This is a genomic window from Mesorhizobium sp. M0239 (genome assembly GCF_040321815.1).
GTDB lineage: Bacteria > Pseudomonadota > Alphaproteobacteria > Rhizobiales > Rhizobiaceae > Mesorhizobium.
Genome location: NZ_JAMYSG010000039.1, coordinates 1 through 16,800, shown reverse-complemented (window position 1 = coordinate 16,800; position 16,800 = coordinate 1). Strand labels below are relative to the sequence as shown.

The 16,800-nt window shown below is 63.6% G+C and carries 18 protein-coding genes; 9 read left to right on the top strand and 9 right to left on the bottom strand.

Annotated features, from left to right (window positions below):
* Positions 1-123: 123 nt before the first annotated feature.
* The gene (gene pcaD, locus NKI99_RS29655) at positions 124-915 is read right to left on the bottom strand and encodes a 3-oxoadipate enol-lactonase (RefSeq protein WP_023809681.1); all 792 of its coding nucleotides are present in this window, start codon (positions 913-915) and stop codon (positions 124-126) included.
* Between the two features lie 102 nt (positions 916-1,017).
* Between pcaD and NKI99_RS29650 the strand changes: the two genes are divergently transcribed.
* Positions 1,018-1,923 carry a LysR family transcriptional regulator gene (locus NKI99_RS29650; RefSeq protein WP_352613098.1) on the top strand — a complete coding sequence of 302 codons (906 nt, stop codon included), beginning with the start codon at positions 1,018-1,020 and terminating at the stop codon, positions 1,921-1,923.
* 109 nt (positions 1,924-2,032) lie between these two features.
* Here NKI99_RS29650 and NKI99_RS29645 read toward each other — a convergent pair whose 3' ends face one another.
* A complete protein-coding gene (locus NKI99_RS29645) occupies positions 2,033-2,347 on the bottom strand; it encodes a hypothetical protein (protein ID WP_352555724.1) in 315 nt (104 codons plus the stop codon).
* 132 nt (positions 2,348-2,479) lie between these two features.
* A complete protein-coding gene (locus NKI99_RS29640; protein ID WP_013530126.1) occupies positions 2,480-2,929 on the bottom strand; it encodes a GatB/YqeY domain-containing protein in 450 nt (149 codons plus the stop codon).
* Positions 2,930-3,207: 278 nt separating this feature from the next.
* On the opposite strand from NKI99_RS29640, the gene carA reads away from it, so the two are divergent.
* The 3 genes from carA to NKI99_RS29625 all read left to right on the top strand — a co-directional run bounded on the left by carA (position 3,208) and on the right by NKI99_RS29625 (position 5,142).
* A complete protein-coding gene (gene carA / locus NKI99_RS29635; protein WP_031212679.1) occupies positions 3,208-4,425 on the top strand; it encodes a glutamine-hydrolyzing carbamoyl-phosphate synthase small subunit in 1,218 nt (405 codons plus the stop codon).
* Positions 4,426-4,495: 70 nt separating this feature from the next.
* Positions 4,496-4,747, top strand: a complete 252-nt coding sequence (locus NKI99_RS29630) for a type II toxin-antitoxin system RelE family toxin (RefSeq protein ID WP_023809686.1) — start codon at positions 4,496-4,498, stop codon at positions 4,745-4,747.
* A 14-nt stretch (positions 4,748-4,761) separates the two neighbouring features.
* On the top strand, positions 4,762-5,142 hold the full coding sequence (locus NKI99_RS29625) for a helix-turn-helix domain-containing protein (protein WP_023809687.1): 381 nt from the start codon (positions 4,762-4,764) through the stop codon (positions 5,140-5,142).
* Between the two features lie 73 nt (positions 5,143-5,215).
* On the opposite strand, the gene NKI99_RS29620 is transcribed toward NKI99_RS29625, so the two are convergent.
* From NKI99_RS29620 to ypfJ, 3 genes are all read right to left on the bottom strand, one after another.
* A complete protein-coding gene (locus NKI99_RS29620; protein ID WP_352613096.1) occupies positions 5,216-6,133 on the bottom strand; it encodes an aldo/keto reductase in 918 nt (305 codons plus the stop codon).
* Positions 6,130-7,395: a TCR/Tet family MFS transporter gene (locus NKI99_RS29615; RefSeq protein ID WP_128305499.1), complete on the bottom strand. Its 1,266-nt coding sequence runs from the start codon at positions 7,393-7,395 to the stop codon at positions 6,130-6,132. Before NKI99_RS29615 ends, NKI99_RS29620 begins: the two co-directional genes overlap by 4 nt.
* A gap of 154 nt (positions 7,396-7,549) precedes the next feature.
* Positions 7,550-8,470 (bottom strand): KPN_02809 family neutral zinc metallopeptidase, encoded by a 921-nt coding sequence (ypfJ, locus tag NKI99_RS29610; protein WP_023809690.1) that lies wholly within the window; start codon positions 8,468-8,470, stop codon positions 7,550-7,552.
* A gap of 188 nt (positions 8,471-8,658) precedes the next feature.
* Between ypfJ and NKI99_RS29605 the strand changes: the two genes are divergently transcribed.
* On the top strand, positions 8,659-10,758 hold the full coding sequence (locus NKI99_RS29605; RefSeq protein WP_031212682.1) for a hypothetical protein: 2,100 nt from the start codon (positions 8,659-8,661) through the stop codon (positions 10,756-10,758).
* Between the two features lie 83 nt (positions 10,759-10,841).
* On the opposite strand, the gene NKI99_RS29600 is transcribed toward NKI99_RS29605, so the two are convergent.
* Positions 10,842-11,030 carry a hypothetical protein gene (locus tag NKI99_RS29600; protein ID WP_023809692.1) on the bottom strand — a complete coding sequence of 63 codons (189 nt, stop codon included), beginning with the start codon at positions 11,028-11,030 and terminating at the stop codon, positions 10,842-10,844.
* 97 nt (positions 11,031-11,127) lie between these two features.
* Entirely contained in the window at positions 11,128-11,580 is a 453-nt protein-coding gene (mntR, locus tag NKI99_RS29595) for a manganese-binding transcriptional regulator MntR (protein ID WP_023809693.1), read from the bottom strand.
* Positions 11,581-11,814: 234 nt separating this feature from the next.
* Here mntR and NKI99_RS29590 point away from each other — a divergent pair, with 234 nt between their 5' ends.
* The 3 genes from NKI99_RS29590 (at position 11,815) to NKI99_RS29580 (ending at position 14,868) form a co-directional block, all read left to right on the top strand.
* Positions 11,815-13,179, top strand: coding sequence for an Nramp family divalent metal transporter (locus NKI99_RS29590; protein WP_023809694.1), 1,365 nt, complete (start codon positions 11,815-11,817; stop codon positions 13,177-13,179).
* A gap of 87 nt (positions 13,180-13,266) precedes the next feature.
* Entirely contained in the window at positions 13,267-14,109 is an 843-nt protein-coding gene (locus NKI99_RS29585; protein WP_023809695.1) for a protein-L-isoaspartate O-methyltransferase family protein, read from the top strand.
* A 108-nt stretch (positions 14,110-14,217) separates the two neighbouring features.
* A complete protein-coding gene (locus tag NKI99_RS29580) occupies positions 14,218-14,868 on the top strand; it encodes a dihydrofolate reductase family protein (protein ID WP_352613094.1) in 651 nt (216 codons plus the stop codon).
* A gap of 71 nt (positions 14,869-14,939) precedes the next feature.
* Here the strand turns inward: NKI99_RS29580 and NKI99_RS29575 are convergent, their stop codons facing one another.
* On the bottom strand, positions 14,940-15,809 hold the full coding sequence (locus NKI99_RS29575) for a LysR substrate-binding domain-containing protein (RefSeq protein ID WP_352613132.1): 870 nt from the start codon (positions 15,807-15,809) through the stop codon (positions 14,940-14,942).
* A gap of 98 nt (positions 15,810-15,907) precedes the next feature.
* On the opposite strand from NKI99_RS29575, the gene NKI99_RS29570 reads away from it, so the two are divergent.
* Complete coding sequence (locus tag NKI99_RS29570; RefSeq protein WP_127326265.1) at positions 15,908-16,507, top strand: LysE family translocator; 600 nt, start codon at positions 15,908-15,910, stop codon at positions 16,505-16,507.
* Positions 16,508-16,800 lie beyond the last annotated feature (293 nt).

Sequence of the window (16,800 nt, the reverse complement as noted above, 5' to 3'; positions counted from 1 at the left end):
TTCGGACCGCCGCTCACGTTGACGCAGGGCTCCGGCTGCCGCCCGCTCTTCTGAACCATGGCCTCCTTCGAACGTTCGGCGACCACCGGACTGGCGCCGGACGCCTTTCCGTCGCGCTCCAGCTCAGCGCAGGAAATCGACCACAGCCTGGATGAACTCTGCCGGATACTCAATGTTCGACAGATGGACCGCGGGCAGCACGACCAGCTTCGCGCCGGGCACCGCCGCGGCAATCATCTCGCCGTGGCTGGCTGCTGTCACCGTGTCGTGCCGACCGGCGATCACCAGCGTCGGTCGCGGTATCAGTGCTACGGTACGGCGAAGATCGGCGTCGCGAACCGCCGCGAACAGGCCCGCCAGGCCTTGCCGGTCGATAGCCAGCAGCATGGTGCGAAACTCTTCGACCACGGGCTCGTTGGCGGCAACCATCGACGCGGGGAACCAGTTGCTCAGGAACGTCTCGGCGGTTTCCGACATGTCCGGTGCCTGCCGCACCGCGGCAATCCGCTCGTCGAAATAGCTTGCCGGCGAGAGATGAGACGAGGTGTTGCTCAGGATCAGCCGGTCGATCCGCTCGGGCGCGTGGATGCCGAGCCACTGCGCGACGAACCCGCCAAGCGACAGGCCAAGGAAATGTACGCGTTGCAGGTCGAGCGCGTCGAGCAGTTCGATGACGTCGCGGCCAAGCCGGTCGAGCGAGTAGGCGCCGACAGGAACGCTCGATCCGCCATGACCGCGAAAATCGTAGCGCAGGATACGGAAATGCTTCGACAACTCGCCAACCTGCCTGTCCCACATGTGCAGCGTGGTGCCGATGGAATTCGATAGCACCAGCACCGGCTTGCTTGCCTCGCCGTCGAAGCGGTAGGCGATGCGCGTGCCGTCGCCCGTCGTGACGAAATTCAGCTTGTTCATGATGAAAATTCCTTCTGGAACGTTTGAATGAGGCCAAACGTAGCCGAGGGATAATTTTGTTGATATTACAAAGATGGGACAATCTTTGTAATAAAAACCGACATGACCGAATTTACTCTCCACGACCTTCAATGCTTCGATGCGGTGATTCGCACCGGCGGCTTTCAGCCTGCGGCGGCCGTGCTGCATCGCTCGCATCCGGCGGTGTTCGCTGCCGTCGCCAAGCTGGAGCGACAGCTCGACCTTTGCCTCCTGGACCGCAACGGCTATCGCGTGCGTGCGACCGAGGCAGGGCTGTCGTTCCACCGCCGAGCGCTATCGCTGCTGCGCGAGCTGGATGGTTTGCGCGTCCATGCCGCCCAGTTGGCGATGGGTGAGGAAAGCGAGATCCACGTGGTGATAGGCGACCTGTGCCCGCGCCCGCATGTGCTGGGCATGCTCGGGCGGTTCTTCGCACAGTGCCCCGGCACCCGCCTGCATCTGCATTTCGAAGCGGTCGGCGGCCCATGGGAGCGTCTATTCGATGACGAAGCCGATCTGATCCTGCACTGGGTCGACAAGGGCGATGCGCGGGTGGAATGGGTCGATCTGTGCAAGGTGTCCTTCATTCCCGTGGTGGCGCCGGGCTTTCTGCCCGAGCGTATCGAGCAGCCGATCACCCTGGACCAGATGCAGGCACTCACCCAATGCGCCATGCGCGACAGCGCCCGCCATTCGCCACAACAAAACTATTCGCTGATCGAAGGCGCGCCGCAATGCCTCGTCGCCGACCAGGGCATGAAGAAGGAGATAATCCTGCAGGGCCTTGGCTGGGGCCACCTGCCCCGCTTCCTGATCGAGGAAGAACTGCATGACGGGCGCCTGCAATCCATTGCCGGCCGCCATCTGCCGGGCCGCACCGACGAACTGGTGGTGGCGCGGCGCCGCGACCGGCCGCATGGGCCGATCGCCAACCGGCTGTGGGATCATATCCAGCAGGAAGCGCCGGCATTGCGCCGTGCATTGTAGCCGAGGAGGCCCGGACAGATACCGACCAACCAGTCGCGAAAGGCGCAAGTGTAAATCGGTCGTTAATGACCGGCCGTGCAATGCTAGGACCTCGGGTCCCGTCCAGCGATCACTTCTTGACATACGCTCCAGGCTGGCGGCCGCTCTTCGGAGCCTTGGCGTCCTTTGAACGCTCCGCGATAGCGGGGCCGGCCCCGGACGTCTTTTCGGTTGCGGCGCTCGGCGTGCCTTGCCTTGGCGGGTTTTGTCCGTCCGACTGGCGGGTTCGGTCTTCCACTTCGCCCACCCGGCGGGTGAGCCCGATGCCGCCGGCGGGCTTCTTGTTGGCGGCCGCATCCTGGGAGAATTCATCGGAAGCGTCGGCATCGGTCTTTGCCGGATATTTCGTCGCACCGGTTTCATAGCGGGTTTCGTTCTCAGTCATGACATCTCTCCAGTTGCATGACGGATAAACATCTCGGCGGTATCCGAGTTCCACTCCTGGACTTCGATTCCGGACGAATCTGGGTTCCGGGAGCGGGCGGTCGGCCACCCAAGCGACGAGATGAGCAGCACCCTACTGCAGCAGACCCTTGACGATGCCGCTCGCCTTGCCGAAATCCATCTGGCCGGCATATTTCTGCTTCAGTGCGGCAATCACCTTGCCCATGTCCTTCTGGCTGGCCGCACCCGTCGCCGCGATCGCCTCACGCGCCGCCGCCGTCACCGCCGCATCGTCCAACTGCGTCGGCAGGAAGGTGCGGATGATCTCCATCTCGCCGCGCTCCTGCGCGGCGAGTTCCGGCCGTTTGCCGTCGTCGAAGGCTTTGGCCGATTCCTCGCGCTGCTTCACCATCTTGGCCAGGATCTGCAGGATCTCCTCATCGCTGGCCGGCTCCTTGCCCGAACCGCGATTGGCGATGTCGCGATCGTGAATGGCGGCTTGGATCAGCCGCAATGTCGGCAGCCGGTGCTTGTCCTGCGCCTTCATCGCGCTCTTCAGGGATTCGGCGATTTTGCCGCGCATGATGCATTCTCCTTCGATCGGCGCGGACAATAGCGCCGGGGGCGAGCCAAGGCAAACCCTGATATGCCGGGGCAAGCCACTGATTTTGCTAGGCGAAATAAAACATGGCGGCATTTCGCATGATCATTGACCGCTCTGCCCCCTTCCCCTATGTACTGGGCCTTGCATGAACGGAAATTTGACTGCGTGGAGGCCGCGAAAATCGCCGCTTCGCGCCGTTTGCCGCGCAGATGGCCCGCCGGGCCGGTTGCAGCGGGCAGCCCGATAGGAGTGCCGCCATGGCCGAGATGACCGCCGCCTCGACGCCCGCCTGGACCACTGAAAAGCCGACCGCCCTTCTGGTGCTGGCCGACGGCACCGTCATCGAAGGTCGCGGCCTCGGCGCCACCGGCTCCGCCGTCGCCGAAGTCTGCTTCAACACGGCGCTGACCGGCTACCAGGAAATCCTCACTGACCCTTCCTATGCCGGCCAGATCGTCACCTTCACCTTCCCGCATATCGGCAACATCGGCACCAATGACGAGGACATCGAGGACCTCAATCCGGCCGCCCGCGCCGGCGCCGTTGGCGCCGTGTTCAAGGCCGATGTCACCGACCCGTCCAACTACCGCGCCGGCGCTGGTCTCGACCAATGGCTGAAGAAGCGCGGCATCGTCGCCCTTTCGGGCATCGACACCCGCGCGCTCACCGCGCTGATCCGTGAAAGGGGCATGCCCAACGCCGTCATCGCGCATGCGCCCGATGGCGTGTTCGACCTCGACGATCTGAAGCGCCGCGCCGCCGCATGGTCGGGGCTGATCGGGCTTGACCTCGCCAAGGAAGTCACGTCGGGCCAGTCCTCGGTCTGGCGCGAGACGCCCTGGGTGTGGAACGAAGGCTTTGGCGAGCAGACCGAACCGACAATGCACGTCGTCGCCATCGATTATGGCGTCAAACGCAACATCTTGCGCCTGCTCGCCGGCCTCGGCGCCAAGGTCACGGTGGTGCCGGCCAAGACCGGCGCCGAACAAATCCTTGCCATGCAGCCGGACGGCATTTTTCTCTCCAATGGCCCCGGCGACCCGGAAGCCACCGGTGACTATGCCGTGCCGGTCATCCGGGATCTGTTGAAGACCGACATCCCGGTGTTCGGCATCTGCCTCGGCCACCAGATGCTGGCACTGGCGCTGGGCGGCAAGACCGCCAAGATGCACCAGGGCCATCACGGCGCCAACCATCCGGTCAAGGACCACACCACCGGCAAGGTCGAGATCGTCTCGATGAACCACGGCTTTGCCGTCGATGCCGACTCGCTGCCATCGGGCGTCGAGGAAACCCACGTCTCGCTGTTCGATGGTTCGAACTGCGGCATCACGCTGACCGGCCGGCCGGTGTTCTCGGTCCAGCATCACCCCGAAGCCTCCCCCGGCCCGCAGGATTCGCACTACCTGTTCCGCCGCTTCGTCAATTTGATCCGCGAAAAGCGCGGCGAGGAATTGCTGGCCGAACGGGCCTGATCCTTTGAGGATCGGCTGTTAGCTATAATATCGCTTAACGCAAAGCGATAAATGTGCGATATTATTTGTTGTGAAGACGATCATCCTTTCAGTATCGGCGGCTCGCGATCTCGATAACCTGCCGGCGGATGTCCGCGAGCAGGTTTCCGAAGGTTTGATCACTTACGCCGTCAGCGGTCGTGGAGATGTAAAGCGTCTTGCCGGCCGGAACGGTTATAGACTGCGTATCGGCCGCTACCGCGTCATATTCGACGAAGACCGCACCACGATTCTCGCGATCTACATCGGCAAGCGTGAAACGACGACCTATAGCAGGCCATAGGACAGGACATCATCATGAACGCCCCGCAAATCATCAAGACCTCAACCGGCGAAGAACTGGTCGTCATCCCGAGGGCCGACTACGAGGCATTGCTGCATGCCGCTGAAGAAGCCATGGATGCTGCGGATGTGGCGATCTACGATGAACGGAAGGCCGAGCTCAAAACGGAAAAGCCCCTGCCCGCTGCCGTGACCATGGATATCCTGCGGGGCTCGAGCCGGCTCAAGGCGCTGCGCAATTGGCGCAACCTGACCCAAGCCGATTTGGCGACTGCTATTGGTGTCAGCCAGGGTTTCCTGTCCGACCTCGAATCCAATCGTCGCAAACCATCGCCGCAGACCAGTGCCATGCTGGCAAAGACGCTGGATATCCCCGGCGAATGGATCGAAACCTAGAGCAATCCCGGGAAAAGTGTGAAACGGTTTTCCGTCCGGGAATTGCGTCAAACAAAGACTCTAGTATCTCGTCCTACGCCACCGGCCGGCCTTCGCTGGCTTCCAGGATGGCGAACCATTGCTGGCGGTCGAGGCTGATCTCCAACGCCTTGACCATGGCGGCCAGCCGTTCCGGCTTCATCGAACCCAGCACCGGCACCAATCGGGCCGGATGGCGCAATAGCCAGGCGATCGCGACGGCAGCCAGATCGCCGGCTCCGATCTCGGCGGCCACCGCAGCAAGCGCTGCCCGCACCCGCGCCTCGCGCCCCTCCTTGCCGGTGAACAGCGAGCCGCCCCCGAGCGGCGACCAGATCATCGGCGCATAGGCAAGGCGCTGCGCGTGGTCCAGGCTGCCGTCGGTCAATGCGGCCGTTTTCAGCACCGACATTTCGATCTGGTTGGTGGCGAGGGCGAACGGCAACCGTGAGGCCAGCAGATCGAACTGCGACGGCGTGAAGTTGGAGACGCCGACCGCCCTCACCTTGCCAGATGTGACCAGCTTGGCAAGAGCTGCCGCCGTCTCGTCGGCATCCGTCAGCGGGTCGGGCCGGTGCAGCAGCAACAGGTCGATATAGTCGGTGCCGAGATTGGCAAGCGACCGCTCCACCGACGCAACAATATGGCCGCCACCGGTATCGTAGTGCTTCAGCCGGTTGTCCGGCCGGTTTGGCGACTTCAGCATGATATCGCATTTCGAGATCAGCTCGATGCTGTCGCGCTTGCCTTCCCAGCGCGCCAATTCCGCACCGAAGGCCGCTTCCACCTCGTAGTTCCCATAGATGTCGGCATGATCGAAGCTGGTCAGGCCGAGATCGACGGCGGTGCCGATCAGCCGTGCGACCTGATCGGCATCCGGGCGGGCGGCGCTGTCGAGCAGACGCGAGGCGCCGAAGACCAACCGCGACAGCGACAGTCCGTCCCGAGTCAGCGCAATGCGGCTGTGACTCACACCTGCGCTCCATCTTCGGCGACGCCGGCGGTGACATTTGCGCGCGCCGCGGGCCTCGCCACCTTGGTGACGAAGACGATGACCGCCAGCGTCAGAAAACATGCGCCCACCAGATAGGGCGCACCGCCGAAGGTCACCGGCGCGCTTGGCCCGGTGAACCAGGAAAAGATCGCCGTATAGAGCAGCGGCGTGATGATCGAGGTGATCGAGAAGATCGAGGTCATCGCCCCCTGCAATTCGCCTTGCGCCGATGGCGGCACTTTGGCGGCGGCGAGGCTCCTCAGCGGTGGATCGGCCAGCGCTTCCAGACAGCCGACGACGATCACCGCATAGATCATCCAGCCTTGCGACGCGAAGGCATAGCCGAAGGCGCTGGCTGCCGTGAATGTCAGGCCGATGACCGCCGTCTTCCACTCGCCAAGCCTCGGGATCACGCGCGGCAGCACCGTCGCCATGACGATCGCACCGCACAGGCCGAAGGCGCCGAGCGAGAAGCCGATCTGCTGCTCGCTCCAGCCATAGCGATAGCTGGAGACGAACGACCAGACCGCCGGATACATCATGTGCCCGAGCGTCATCAGGAAGAAGACAAGCCCGATCCAGCCGATGCCTTGATATTGGCGCATCTGGAGCAGCGTGCCGACCGGGTTGGCGCGTTTCCACTCGAAGCGGCGGCGATGCTTGTCATCGAGCGTTTCCGGGAGGAAAAACAACGCAATGAGGAAATTCACGAAGGCGAGCCCGGCGGCGAAATAGAACGGCACGCGCGGCCCGAACGTACCGAGCAGCCCGCCGAGAACCGGCCCGATGACGAAGCCGACGCCAAACGCGATACCGAGCAGGCCGAAATTCTTTGCCCGGTTCTCATTATTCGAAATATCGGCGATGAAGGCTGAAGTCGTCGAATAGCTGGCGCCTGAAATGCCGGCCAGCACACGCCCGATGAACAGCATCGGGTAGGACCAGGCGACCGCGCAGATCAGATTGTCGATGGAGAAGGTCAGCACCGATGCGAGCAGGATCGGCCGCCGCCCGAACCGGTCGCTCAAGCCGCCCATGATCGGCGCGAAGACGAACTGCATCGCCGCATAGACGAAGAACAGCCAGCCGCCTTCGATCGCCGCGCCGCTGATGCTGACCCCGGTCAATTCCCTGAGATAGGCCGGCAGCACCGGCATGATCATGCCGAAGCCGATAATGTCGAGCAGCAGCGTGGTGAAGACGAGCGCAAGGCCCCGTCTGGCGGTTTTAGGGTCGATCATGCAGGATCAAGCTCCTCTGCTCGCCCTCAGGCGCAGGCGGACGCACTTATAGGCGAGCCCGCCGCAAGGAACAATGTGAGAACAGGCTGATTCTATTCATCCTGATACCCCCTGACGGCAGCATCGCCGGCAGGTGAAGCTCGAAAACGGTCTGTCAGATCGGCCCACTCAGCGTGTTGCACTCCGACAGCTTGCCGCTCTTGTAACCACGCGCCAGCCAGGTCTGCCGCTGCTGCGAGGTGCCGTGGTTGAAGCTTTCCGGCACAACATAGCCTTGCGTCTTCTTCTGCAGCGTGTCGTCGCCGATCTGCTTGGCGGCGTTCAGTGCGCTCTCGATGTCGCCCTGCTCCAATATGCCTTTCTGCCCGGTGTAATGCGCCCACACGCCGGCAAAGCAGTCGGCCTGAAGCTCGATTCGCACCGACATCTGGTTGGCTTCGACCTCGCCCATGCTTTGCCGCATCTGGTTGAACTTGGACATGATGCCGGTCAGGTTCTGCACGTGGTGGCCGACCTCATGCGCAATCACATAGGCGCGGGCGAATTCGCCCGAGGCGCCGAACTGCTGGTCGAGCTGCTGGAAGAAGGTCATGTCGAGATAGACCTTGTGGTCGCCGGGACAATAGAACGGTCCGGCCGCCGCGGAAGCGAAGCCGCAGGCCGAGCGGACCTGGCCGGAAAACAGCACCAGTTTCGGATCCTCGTAGGTTAGGCCCTGAGATTTGAAGATGCCGGACCAGGTGTCCTCGGTCTCGGCCAGCACGGTGGCCACGAACTGCTTCATCTCGTCATTGGCCGGTGTGGCACCGTTGTCCTGTCCGCTGTTGTCGGTGATCTGGCCGCCGCCGCCCGGCAGCAGGCCGCCGTCGCCGCCACCTAGGATCGTCGACGGATCGAAGCCGAAATACCATCCGGCCAGCACCACCAGGATGACGAGGAAGATGCTGCCGCCGCCACCGGTGCGGCCGCCGATCGGAATGCGGAACTGGCCACCGCCGCCGCCGAGTCCGCCACCGCCGCTGTCGCTGCGGTCGTCCTCGATATTGTCACTCTGACGACGGCCCTTCCAGAGCATGGCAACTCCTCGTGCAGCAACTTCCCCGTTGTTCCGGGGCAACAAACAATTATCCCAATGGTTGCGCCAAGTCACAGCATTTTTCGATGGCCTTTTTGGCCATACGGGTCGCCTTGCGGCCAAGCTCGTTGCGGCGAGCGGCTCGGCGTTGCAATCGTCCCCATGGCCGAGACTATCGAAGACCGTTAATGTCCGTTTCTCTGGGAAGCGAGGGGCGCTTGCGGACGATCGGCCAATTCCTGCTGTTGCTGACGGCATTGACTTGTTTCGGCATCGGGTCCGCCCGTGCCGCCACGCTCGATTCCAGCGTTGCCGTCACCGATCCCGCCACCTTGCAGGCGCTGGAGCGTGGTGGCCTGTCGATCAGCCGCCTGCTGGGCCCGGCACTCGGCCTCACCCGCGAGGTCGACAATCGCGGCCTGTTTTCGGTGCCGGCGCTGGCCACGGTGCGCGACACAGTCAAGCGGCAGATAGCCGACGAGCCGAAGACCAGCCCCGATCCCTATGTTGCTGCCATGGCGAAGTCGAAGGACACCAGCCAGAAATTCAATCCGAAATACATCGATGACGACGGCTCGACGCTGGACCTGACCGGCGTCGTCAACCGCATGGACCGCGGCTATCTCGGCCACACCGAATGCGGCGAAATCCGGCTGATCTACCGTTTCCACTATTCGGTCGCGGAAAAGCCTGTGAAGGGAAAGGCGGGCCAGCGCATTTCCTCGCGCCTGCCGCTGACCATGAGCCTGGTGTTCAACGCCAAACCCAGGCAGGCACAAGCGCGCGCCTCGAAGGACCTGCCAAGCGCCACTGACGTGTCCTGCGCCGATGTTGCCCAGCGCTGGCTGGCAGCTGGAAAAAAAGACCTGCCACCCGACCAGCTTGCCGCCTGGCTGCGCTCCGACGAAGGGCCGCTGTCAGGCACCATGCTGAATTCGTCGCAGATCATGCGGCTCGAACTCAACATGCAGGTGCTCAGGCTGTCGGCCTCGACGCGGCGCGATTTCGGCGGCCATGCCGAATATCTCCTGAAGATCTTCAAATGGGATCCGGCTGCGTCCAGCTTCTATGAAGCGAAGATGGAAAACCAGATCGACCGCGCCATTGTGCTGGCCGACAAGCCGTCCTTCGCCAAATGGCTGCTCACCGACCGCAACATCTACGACCTCGACCATGGCCGGCTGGTGATCGACGAAAAGTTCCTGGCCAGGAGCGCCGTCTCCGTCGCCCCCGGCGGTCTCAGCCGGTCGCAGAACAACATCGTCTACGGGCTGGTCGACGACGCGGACATCGACAAGGCGCTGAAGAACTATATCGCCAGGGGCAACACACTCTCGACCATCAAGTCGGTGGCCGGCTTCAACTTGCGGCTCAACGAGATGAGCTGCACCGGCTGCCATCAGACGCGTGGCATTGCCGGTTTCCACTACACCGGCGCAGATCCGGTGAGCGAGCCGCGCCGCAACGCCGTCTTCGTGCCGGGCTCGGCCGTGTTCTTCGCCGACCTGCCGCGCCGCCGCGCCATCGTCGAGCAGTTCGCCGCCGGCAGTCAGCTAGACTTTACGCGCAGCTTCGCCGCCCGTCCGGACGCCAGATATGCCGAGGCGCTGAAAGACACCGACCTCTACAATGGCTGGGGCTCGATCTGCTATCGCGGCGAGGATGCAAGTTTCAAGGACTGGAGCTGCGGTGCGGGCCTGCGCTGCGCCGGTGTCCACGAAAGCGCCTTCCATCCAGGCTTCGGCACCTGCGTCAGCGAAGCAGGCACGGTGGTCGGCGACCCCGTCGAGTTCGGCGAGATCAAGATGTCGAGCTGGGGCAGCGACCAGTATTGCCGCCTGTCGCCGGCCACCGCCAAGGCCTGCGCCATCGACTCCGCGAAGGACAAGAAGCCGCTGGTCAAACTCGCCGGCTATGGCGCCGCGCGCCAGCGCTACGACAATCCGCAGCAGAAGACCGGCGGCTTTCCCGGTGGCATGCTGCGCAAGGCAAGCTGCGACAAGCTTCCCGACGAAGCAACGTGCGGGCGTCTGGCCAAGACCGGCTTCAACGACTGCATCGCGTCGGGCAAGGACCACAAATTCTGCACGAAGGAATTTACCAAGACCGCCGGCCTACGAGCCTGCGACAAGGCGCATCCCTGCCGCGAGGACTACATCTGCACCGCAGGCTATGACGATCTGGCGGAAGCGAAAGCTGGCAAAGGCACCTGCATTCCGCCCTATTTCATCTTCCAGTTCCGCGTCGACGGCCACCCGCGCAGCTGGGTGCAGGACGTCCGCGAGTGAGGGAACGGTTTGTTGAAAGCGCCGCCACCACGTTCCGGCAGACGGCGTTCGCCCAGAACAGCTGACGTCAACCTGACAGACGTCTAATCTTCCTGCTTGGCGCCGGCGCTCTTGCCGTCGGAGCTCTTCGAACGTTCCTCGAAACGCGCCGCGCCCTTTTTCAGCGAATGGTGGGTTTCGGCCTCGGTTTTGCGCTCATCGCTTGCCGCCGCCTGTGTCAGTCCCTCGGCAGCCTGCTTGCCCTTTGCGGTCGGTGCCCGTTCAACGCCCATCGCTTCCTCCCTTGCCGCGACATCGCGCGGTGTCAGCAGCAACGTGCGTGGCGTACGGCGGTTCCGGCGGCTCAGGAAATCCAGCGGCGGGTTCGGCTCAACGCGTCGCCGTCATCGCCTTGCGAAACGCTTCCAGCGTCTCGACGCTGACATGGTGCTCGATGCCTTCGGCGTCGATGCGCGCCGTCTCGGCGCTGACACCGAGCGAGCGCAAAAAGGCTTCCACCGTCTGGTGGCGGATGCGGCTCTCCTCGGCGACCTTGCGGCCGGCATCGGTCAGGAAAACGCCGCGATAGGGCTTTCGCGACACCAGCCCGTCGGCGCACAGCCTGGTCAGCATCTTGGCCACCGTCGGCTGGGCAACGCCAAGGCGTGCGGCAATGTCGACCTGGCGCGCCTCGTTGCCGTCCTCGATCAGATCGGCGATCAGCTCGACATAATCCTCGACCAGCGCGCTGCGGCGCGCTTCGCGCTGCTGCCGGAATCCCTCCGAATGAATTTCGGCGTCGAGCAGCGGCTCACGCGGGACTGGTCTGTTCTTCGGCGCCAATATGCGCTCCTCCCGAGGCTATCACCCGTCCACGCTTTCATAGCACGGGCTCTGATTCTTCAGGCCGTTTATTTGCATTCCGCCACAGGTGCAACCAGCGCTTCCGATTGCCGTTTCACCCGATGACCGCCAGCCGCCTAAAAGCAACGACAATGAAATATAGCATATTGCATAATGTTGAGCCATGGCATAGCTTGAGGCAACATCGTCCAGTCTCGCGGAAAGCCCTCCTTCATGTCTGAAGCCGAAGCCACAGCCTCCCGTTCCTCATGGCGGTTCGCCAGGCCCGACGAGGACGAGCAGCCCAGCCTGCGCGAAGTCAATTCCACAATCGCCGTGCCAAGCTCGGGCGTCTGGTTCCGTCGCCTGTTCGCCTTCATGGGTCCCGGCTACATGGTCTCGGTCGGCTATATGGACCCGGGCAACTGGGCGACGGATCTCGCCGGCGGTGCGCAGTTCGGCTACACGCTGCTGTTCATCATCATGCTGTCCAACCTGATGGCGATCCTTTTGCAGGCGCTGGCGGCACGGCTCGGCATCGCCACCGGCCGCGACCTCGCCCAGGCCTGCCGCGCCTACTATCCCCGTCCAGTCAATTTCGTGCTGTGGATCGCCTGCGAACTGGCCATCATCGCCTGCGATCTGGCCGAAGTCATCGGCACGGCGATCGCGCTGCAACTTCTGTTCGGCATTCCGCTGATCGGCGGCGCCATGCTGACGGCGCTCGATGCCTTCCTCGTGCTGCTGTTGATGAACAAGGGCTTCCGCTATCTCGAAGCCTTCGTCATCGCGCTTTTGATCATCATCTTCAGCTGCTTCGCCATCCAGATCTTCGTCGCCGCCCCGCCGGCCGGCTCGATCCTGCATGCCATGTTCGTGCCGTCGTCGGAAATCGTCACCAATCCGGCGATGCTCTACATCGCCATCGGCATCATCGGCGCCACCGTCATGCCGCACAATCTCTATCTGCACTCTTCGATCGTGCAGACCCGCGCCTATGAACGCACCGACAAGGGCAAGCGCGATGCCATCAAATGGGCAACGACGGACTCGACCATCGCCCTGATGCTGGCGCTGTTCGTCAACGCCTCGATCCTCATCGTGTCGGCGGTCGCCTTCCATAACACCGGCCATCAGGACGTTGCCGAGATCGGCCAAGCCTTCGAGCTGCTGTCGCCGCTGCTCGGCCTCGGCATCGCCTCGATCCTGTTCGCGGTGGCGCTGCTGGCTTCCGGCCTCAACTCCACGGTGACGGCGACGCTTGCTGGCCAGATCATCATGGAAGGCTTTCTGCGCCTGCGCATCCCCAACTGGGCACGTCGGCTTCTGACGCGCGGCCTCGCCATCATCCCGGTGGTGGTCGTCACCGCGCTCTATGGCGAAAAGGGCACCGGCCAGCTGCTGGTGTTCAGCCAGGTGATCCTGTCGATGCAGTTGCCTTTCGCAGTCGTCCCGCTGGTGCAATTCGTCTCCGACAAGAAGAAGATGGGCAATCTCGCCATTCCGCGCGGCGTCGCCGCCCTTGCCTGGGTGGTCGCCGCAGTCATCCTGGGGCTCAACTTCAAGCTGCTCTACGACACCCTGTTCGGGATCGGCTAAGCTCCGCCTCGCCGGGAAATCGACTACCCTCTGCGCAGAGGGTAGCCTCGCGACAAATTGGCAATCCGCGCTATGTTGTCCCGCAGCATGGCCCGGATCGAAGACATCAGGAAATTCTACGCGCGGCTGCTGGTCGCCAATGCCGGCTCGCCCGACCCACGCCTGGAAGCGGCTTTCGCCGAGGTGCCACGCGAAGCGTTTCTCGGTCCCGGGCCGTGGACGGTCATCGCCGGCAACGGCAAGGTCACGACGCCGAGCGCCGACCCGGCTCATATCTATCAGAACGTGCTGGTGACGCTCGACGACGACAAGGGCATCAACAATGGCGAGCCCTTCCTGCACGCCATGTGGATCGGAAAGCTTGCGCCTAAACCTGGTGAGGCCGTCACTCATATCGGCGCCGGCACCGGCTACTACACCGCCGTGCTGGCCAGGCTGGTTTTACCAGGCGGCACCGTCACCGGCTTCGAACTCGACGAAAAACTGGCCGATCTGGCGCGCAAAAATCTCGAAGCATATGGCAATGCAACGGTCGTCCATGGCGATGCGGTGACGACGCCCCTGCCGCCATCCGACATCATCTATGTCAATGCTGGCGTCGCAGCGCCACCAGCAGGGTGGCTGAAGGCGCTGCGACCTGGCGGCCGCATGATCTTCCCCTGGCGCCCGGCCGAGCGCGTCCCACTGGCGGTGATGGTGATCCGCACGCAAAAAGGCTTCGCCTGCGATCCGTTCATGCGATCGTGGTTCATTCCCTGTGTCGGCGCCTCGCTCGCAGACTCAGCGTCGAGGATCCCGACGCGCGAGCAGGCCGCGCGCAGCCGCTCGATCTGGCTGGTCCAGGACAGGGCACCGGACGACACCGCCACCGCCATATCGGGCGATGTCTGGTTCTCGTCGGAAGATCTCCACCCCGGGCCTCGCAAATGATGGTGGTTTGCCAAAATTTCATATGTCCTGTCGGACCGGTGGCTCGTCGCCCGTCCTTGGGCTGAAGTCCGGCCACGACGGCGTGGATCGAAGAACGGGAGCATTGGAATGAGAAAGATCATCTCTGCGACATTCGTCAGCCTTGACGGCGTCATGCAGGCACCCGGCGGCCCGGAAGAGGATCCGGCCGGCGGCTTCAAGTTCGGCGGCTGGACCTTCCATTACGTTGACGAGGCGGGGGCCGCGGCGATGGATGAACTGTTCTCCAAGCCTTTCGCCCTGCTGCTCGGCCGCAGAACCTACGACATCTTCGCCGCCTACTGGCCGTATCAGAAAGATCCGATCGCGGATGCCTTCAACCCCGCGACCAAATATGTGGCGACGCATCGGCCTGACACCCTCACCTGGCAGAACACGCAAGCGCTCGGACCCGATATCGTCGCGACGTTGCGCCGCCTCAAGCAGGAGGATGGGCCGGACCTGCTCATCCAGGGATCTGGCGATCTGATCCAGACCTTGCTCGCCAACGGGCTGATCGACGAAATTCGGCTGATGATCTTCCCGCTATTGCTGGGCAAGGGCAAGCGGCTGTTCGGCGACAGCGCGATGCCGGCCGCCTTCAAGCTCATCAAGTCGCAGGCAACCAGCACCGGCGTCATCATGGCGACCTACGAGCGATCAGGCGAGATCAAGGTTGGGTCGTTTGTCACAGGGGAGCCGTCCGACGCCGAGCTCGAACGGCGCAAGAACTGGAAGTAGCAGGACGGCCTTTGCACCCTTTCCTCTCCCCCGATCGACGGGGTAGAGGAACCCAAGTTCTGAGAAGTCTCTCAAGCCGCCACCGGCCGTCGTGCCAGCCCATCGCGGATATGGCGTGCGAATTCCTGCGCCGCCGGCCCTACCCCATGCCTCGGCAGATGCAGGTTGATGGCAAAATTCGGCAGTGGCGGCAGGCCGGACTCCGGTGGCAATATGTCGAGATCCGCCGGAACCGTGGAGGCTAGCCAGGCGGTGACGGCGAGGTCGGAGCGCACCGTCGCCGTCGTCGCGTCGATGTTGCCGTTTTCGAACACGGTGCGCCACTCCAGCCCATGCTCACCGAGCGCCGCCAGCACCGCCGGGCGGAAGGCGCAGGTGTCGGCGACGATCGACACCGGCAGCGGCCGCTTGGCGCGGGCAACGCCGCCCTTGGCGCCGACCCAGACCAGCCGGTCGATGGCAAGGCACTCACCGGCCGACGGACCGACGCGTTCCTCGATCACCGCAAGGTCGATGGTCCCGGCCGCAAGGGCAGCAGCCAATTCCGGCGACGAGGCGCAGACCAGCGATATCTCGACCTGCGGATAGGTCTCGGCATAGGTCTTCAGCACCGGCGCCAGCAAGGTGCCGACAAGGTCGTAGGGCACGCCGAGCCGCACCTGGCCGGCCACCGGTGTCCCAGCCATCTCGGCCCAGATCTCGTCATTCAAGGCCAGCAACCGCTTGCCCCTGCCGAACAGTTGTTCACCGGCGCGCGTCAGCCGCAAGCCGCGCCGGTCGCGCGTAAACAGGCTCGAGCCAAACGCCTCCTCCAGCCGCTTGACCTGCTGGCTGACAGCACCTTGCGTCAAGTGCAGCGCATTGGCCGCCGCCGTCATGCTGGCCTTGTCGGCGACGGTGATGAAGGTGCGGATCAGCGCCATGTCGAGATTTCGGATCATGGCTGGCATTATCCATCCTAATGCCGACCATGGCAAACATTGCATTTACTGAAGTTCGCGCGCAGCTACGATCGCAGCCCTCTGACAGAGGACGCCGCATGCTCGAGCCCATTCTCCCGCTCATCCTTTTTGCCATCGTCGCCACCACCACGCCCGGCATCGCCACGACCCTGTCCACGGCGTCCGGGGCGCAGTTCGGCTTTCGCCGTTCCGTGCCCCTGCTGGTCGGCAGCGCCGCCGGCCTCGCCACGGTGACGGGTGCCGCTGCCGCCGGGCTCGCCGGTCTGCTGCTTGCCGTGCCTTCGCTGCAACTGGCCATGAAGGTCATCGGCTCGCTCTATCTCCTCTGGCTGGCGATCAAGATCGGCCGCAGCGGACCGCCCAATCTGGATGTGAGCATGGCCAGGCCGAACAGCTTTCTCGGCGGCGCCGGCATTCAATGGATGAACCCGAAGGGTTGGGCGATGGGTCTGGGCGCCGCGGCTTCGTTCGCGGCCCTAGCCAGCGGACCGGTGCAGCTCGCGCTGCTGCTCGGCGCCACCTTTGGCCTCGCGGCCGCCGCCTCGCTGTCACTGTGGTGCGTGGCCGGAATGGTGCTGGCGCGGCTGCTCAAGACCGAATGGCAATGGCGCGCGCTCAACATCGTGCTGGCGCTGGTGCTGGCCGCCTCGATCATTCCGATGTGGCGGACGGCGTAAAGCGCGGCCTTGCAGAACCTGGGTTCCTCGCCCTCGCAACGCGGGGGAGAGGTGGCCGCGAAGCGGTCGGAGAGGGGGCTTCGTAGGGCGGATACTTCTTGAAACTTGATCTCCGTCGAGCCAGTCCCCCTCTCCGTCTCGGCTTCGCCGAGCCACCTTGTATCTACACGAGAGAGATTTCGTGGGATTAGAGCGATTGAGCCAAGGTCCGGGCGGCCGCCCGGACCTTGGCTTGGCGAAGTCGCCCGTACCACCTGAGGTTACAACCGCGGGAGAGCTTGGGATCTTCGCCT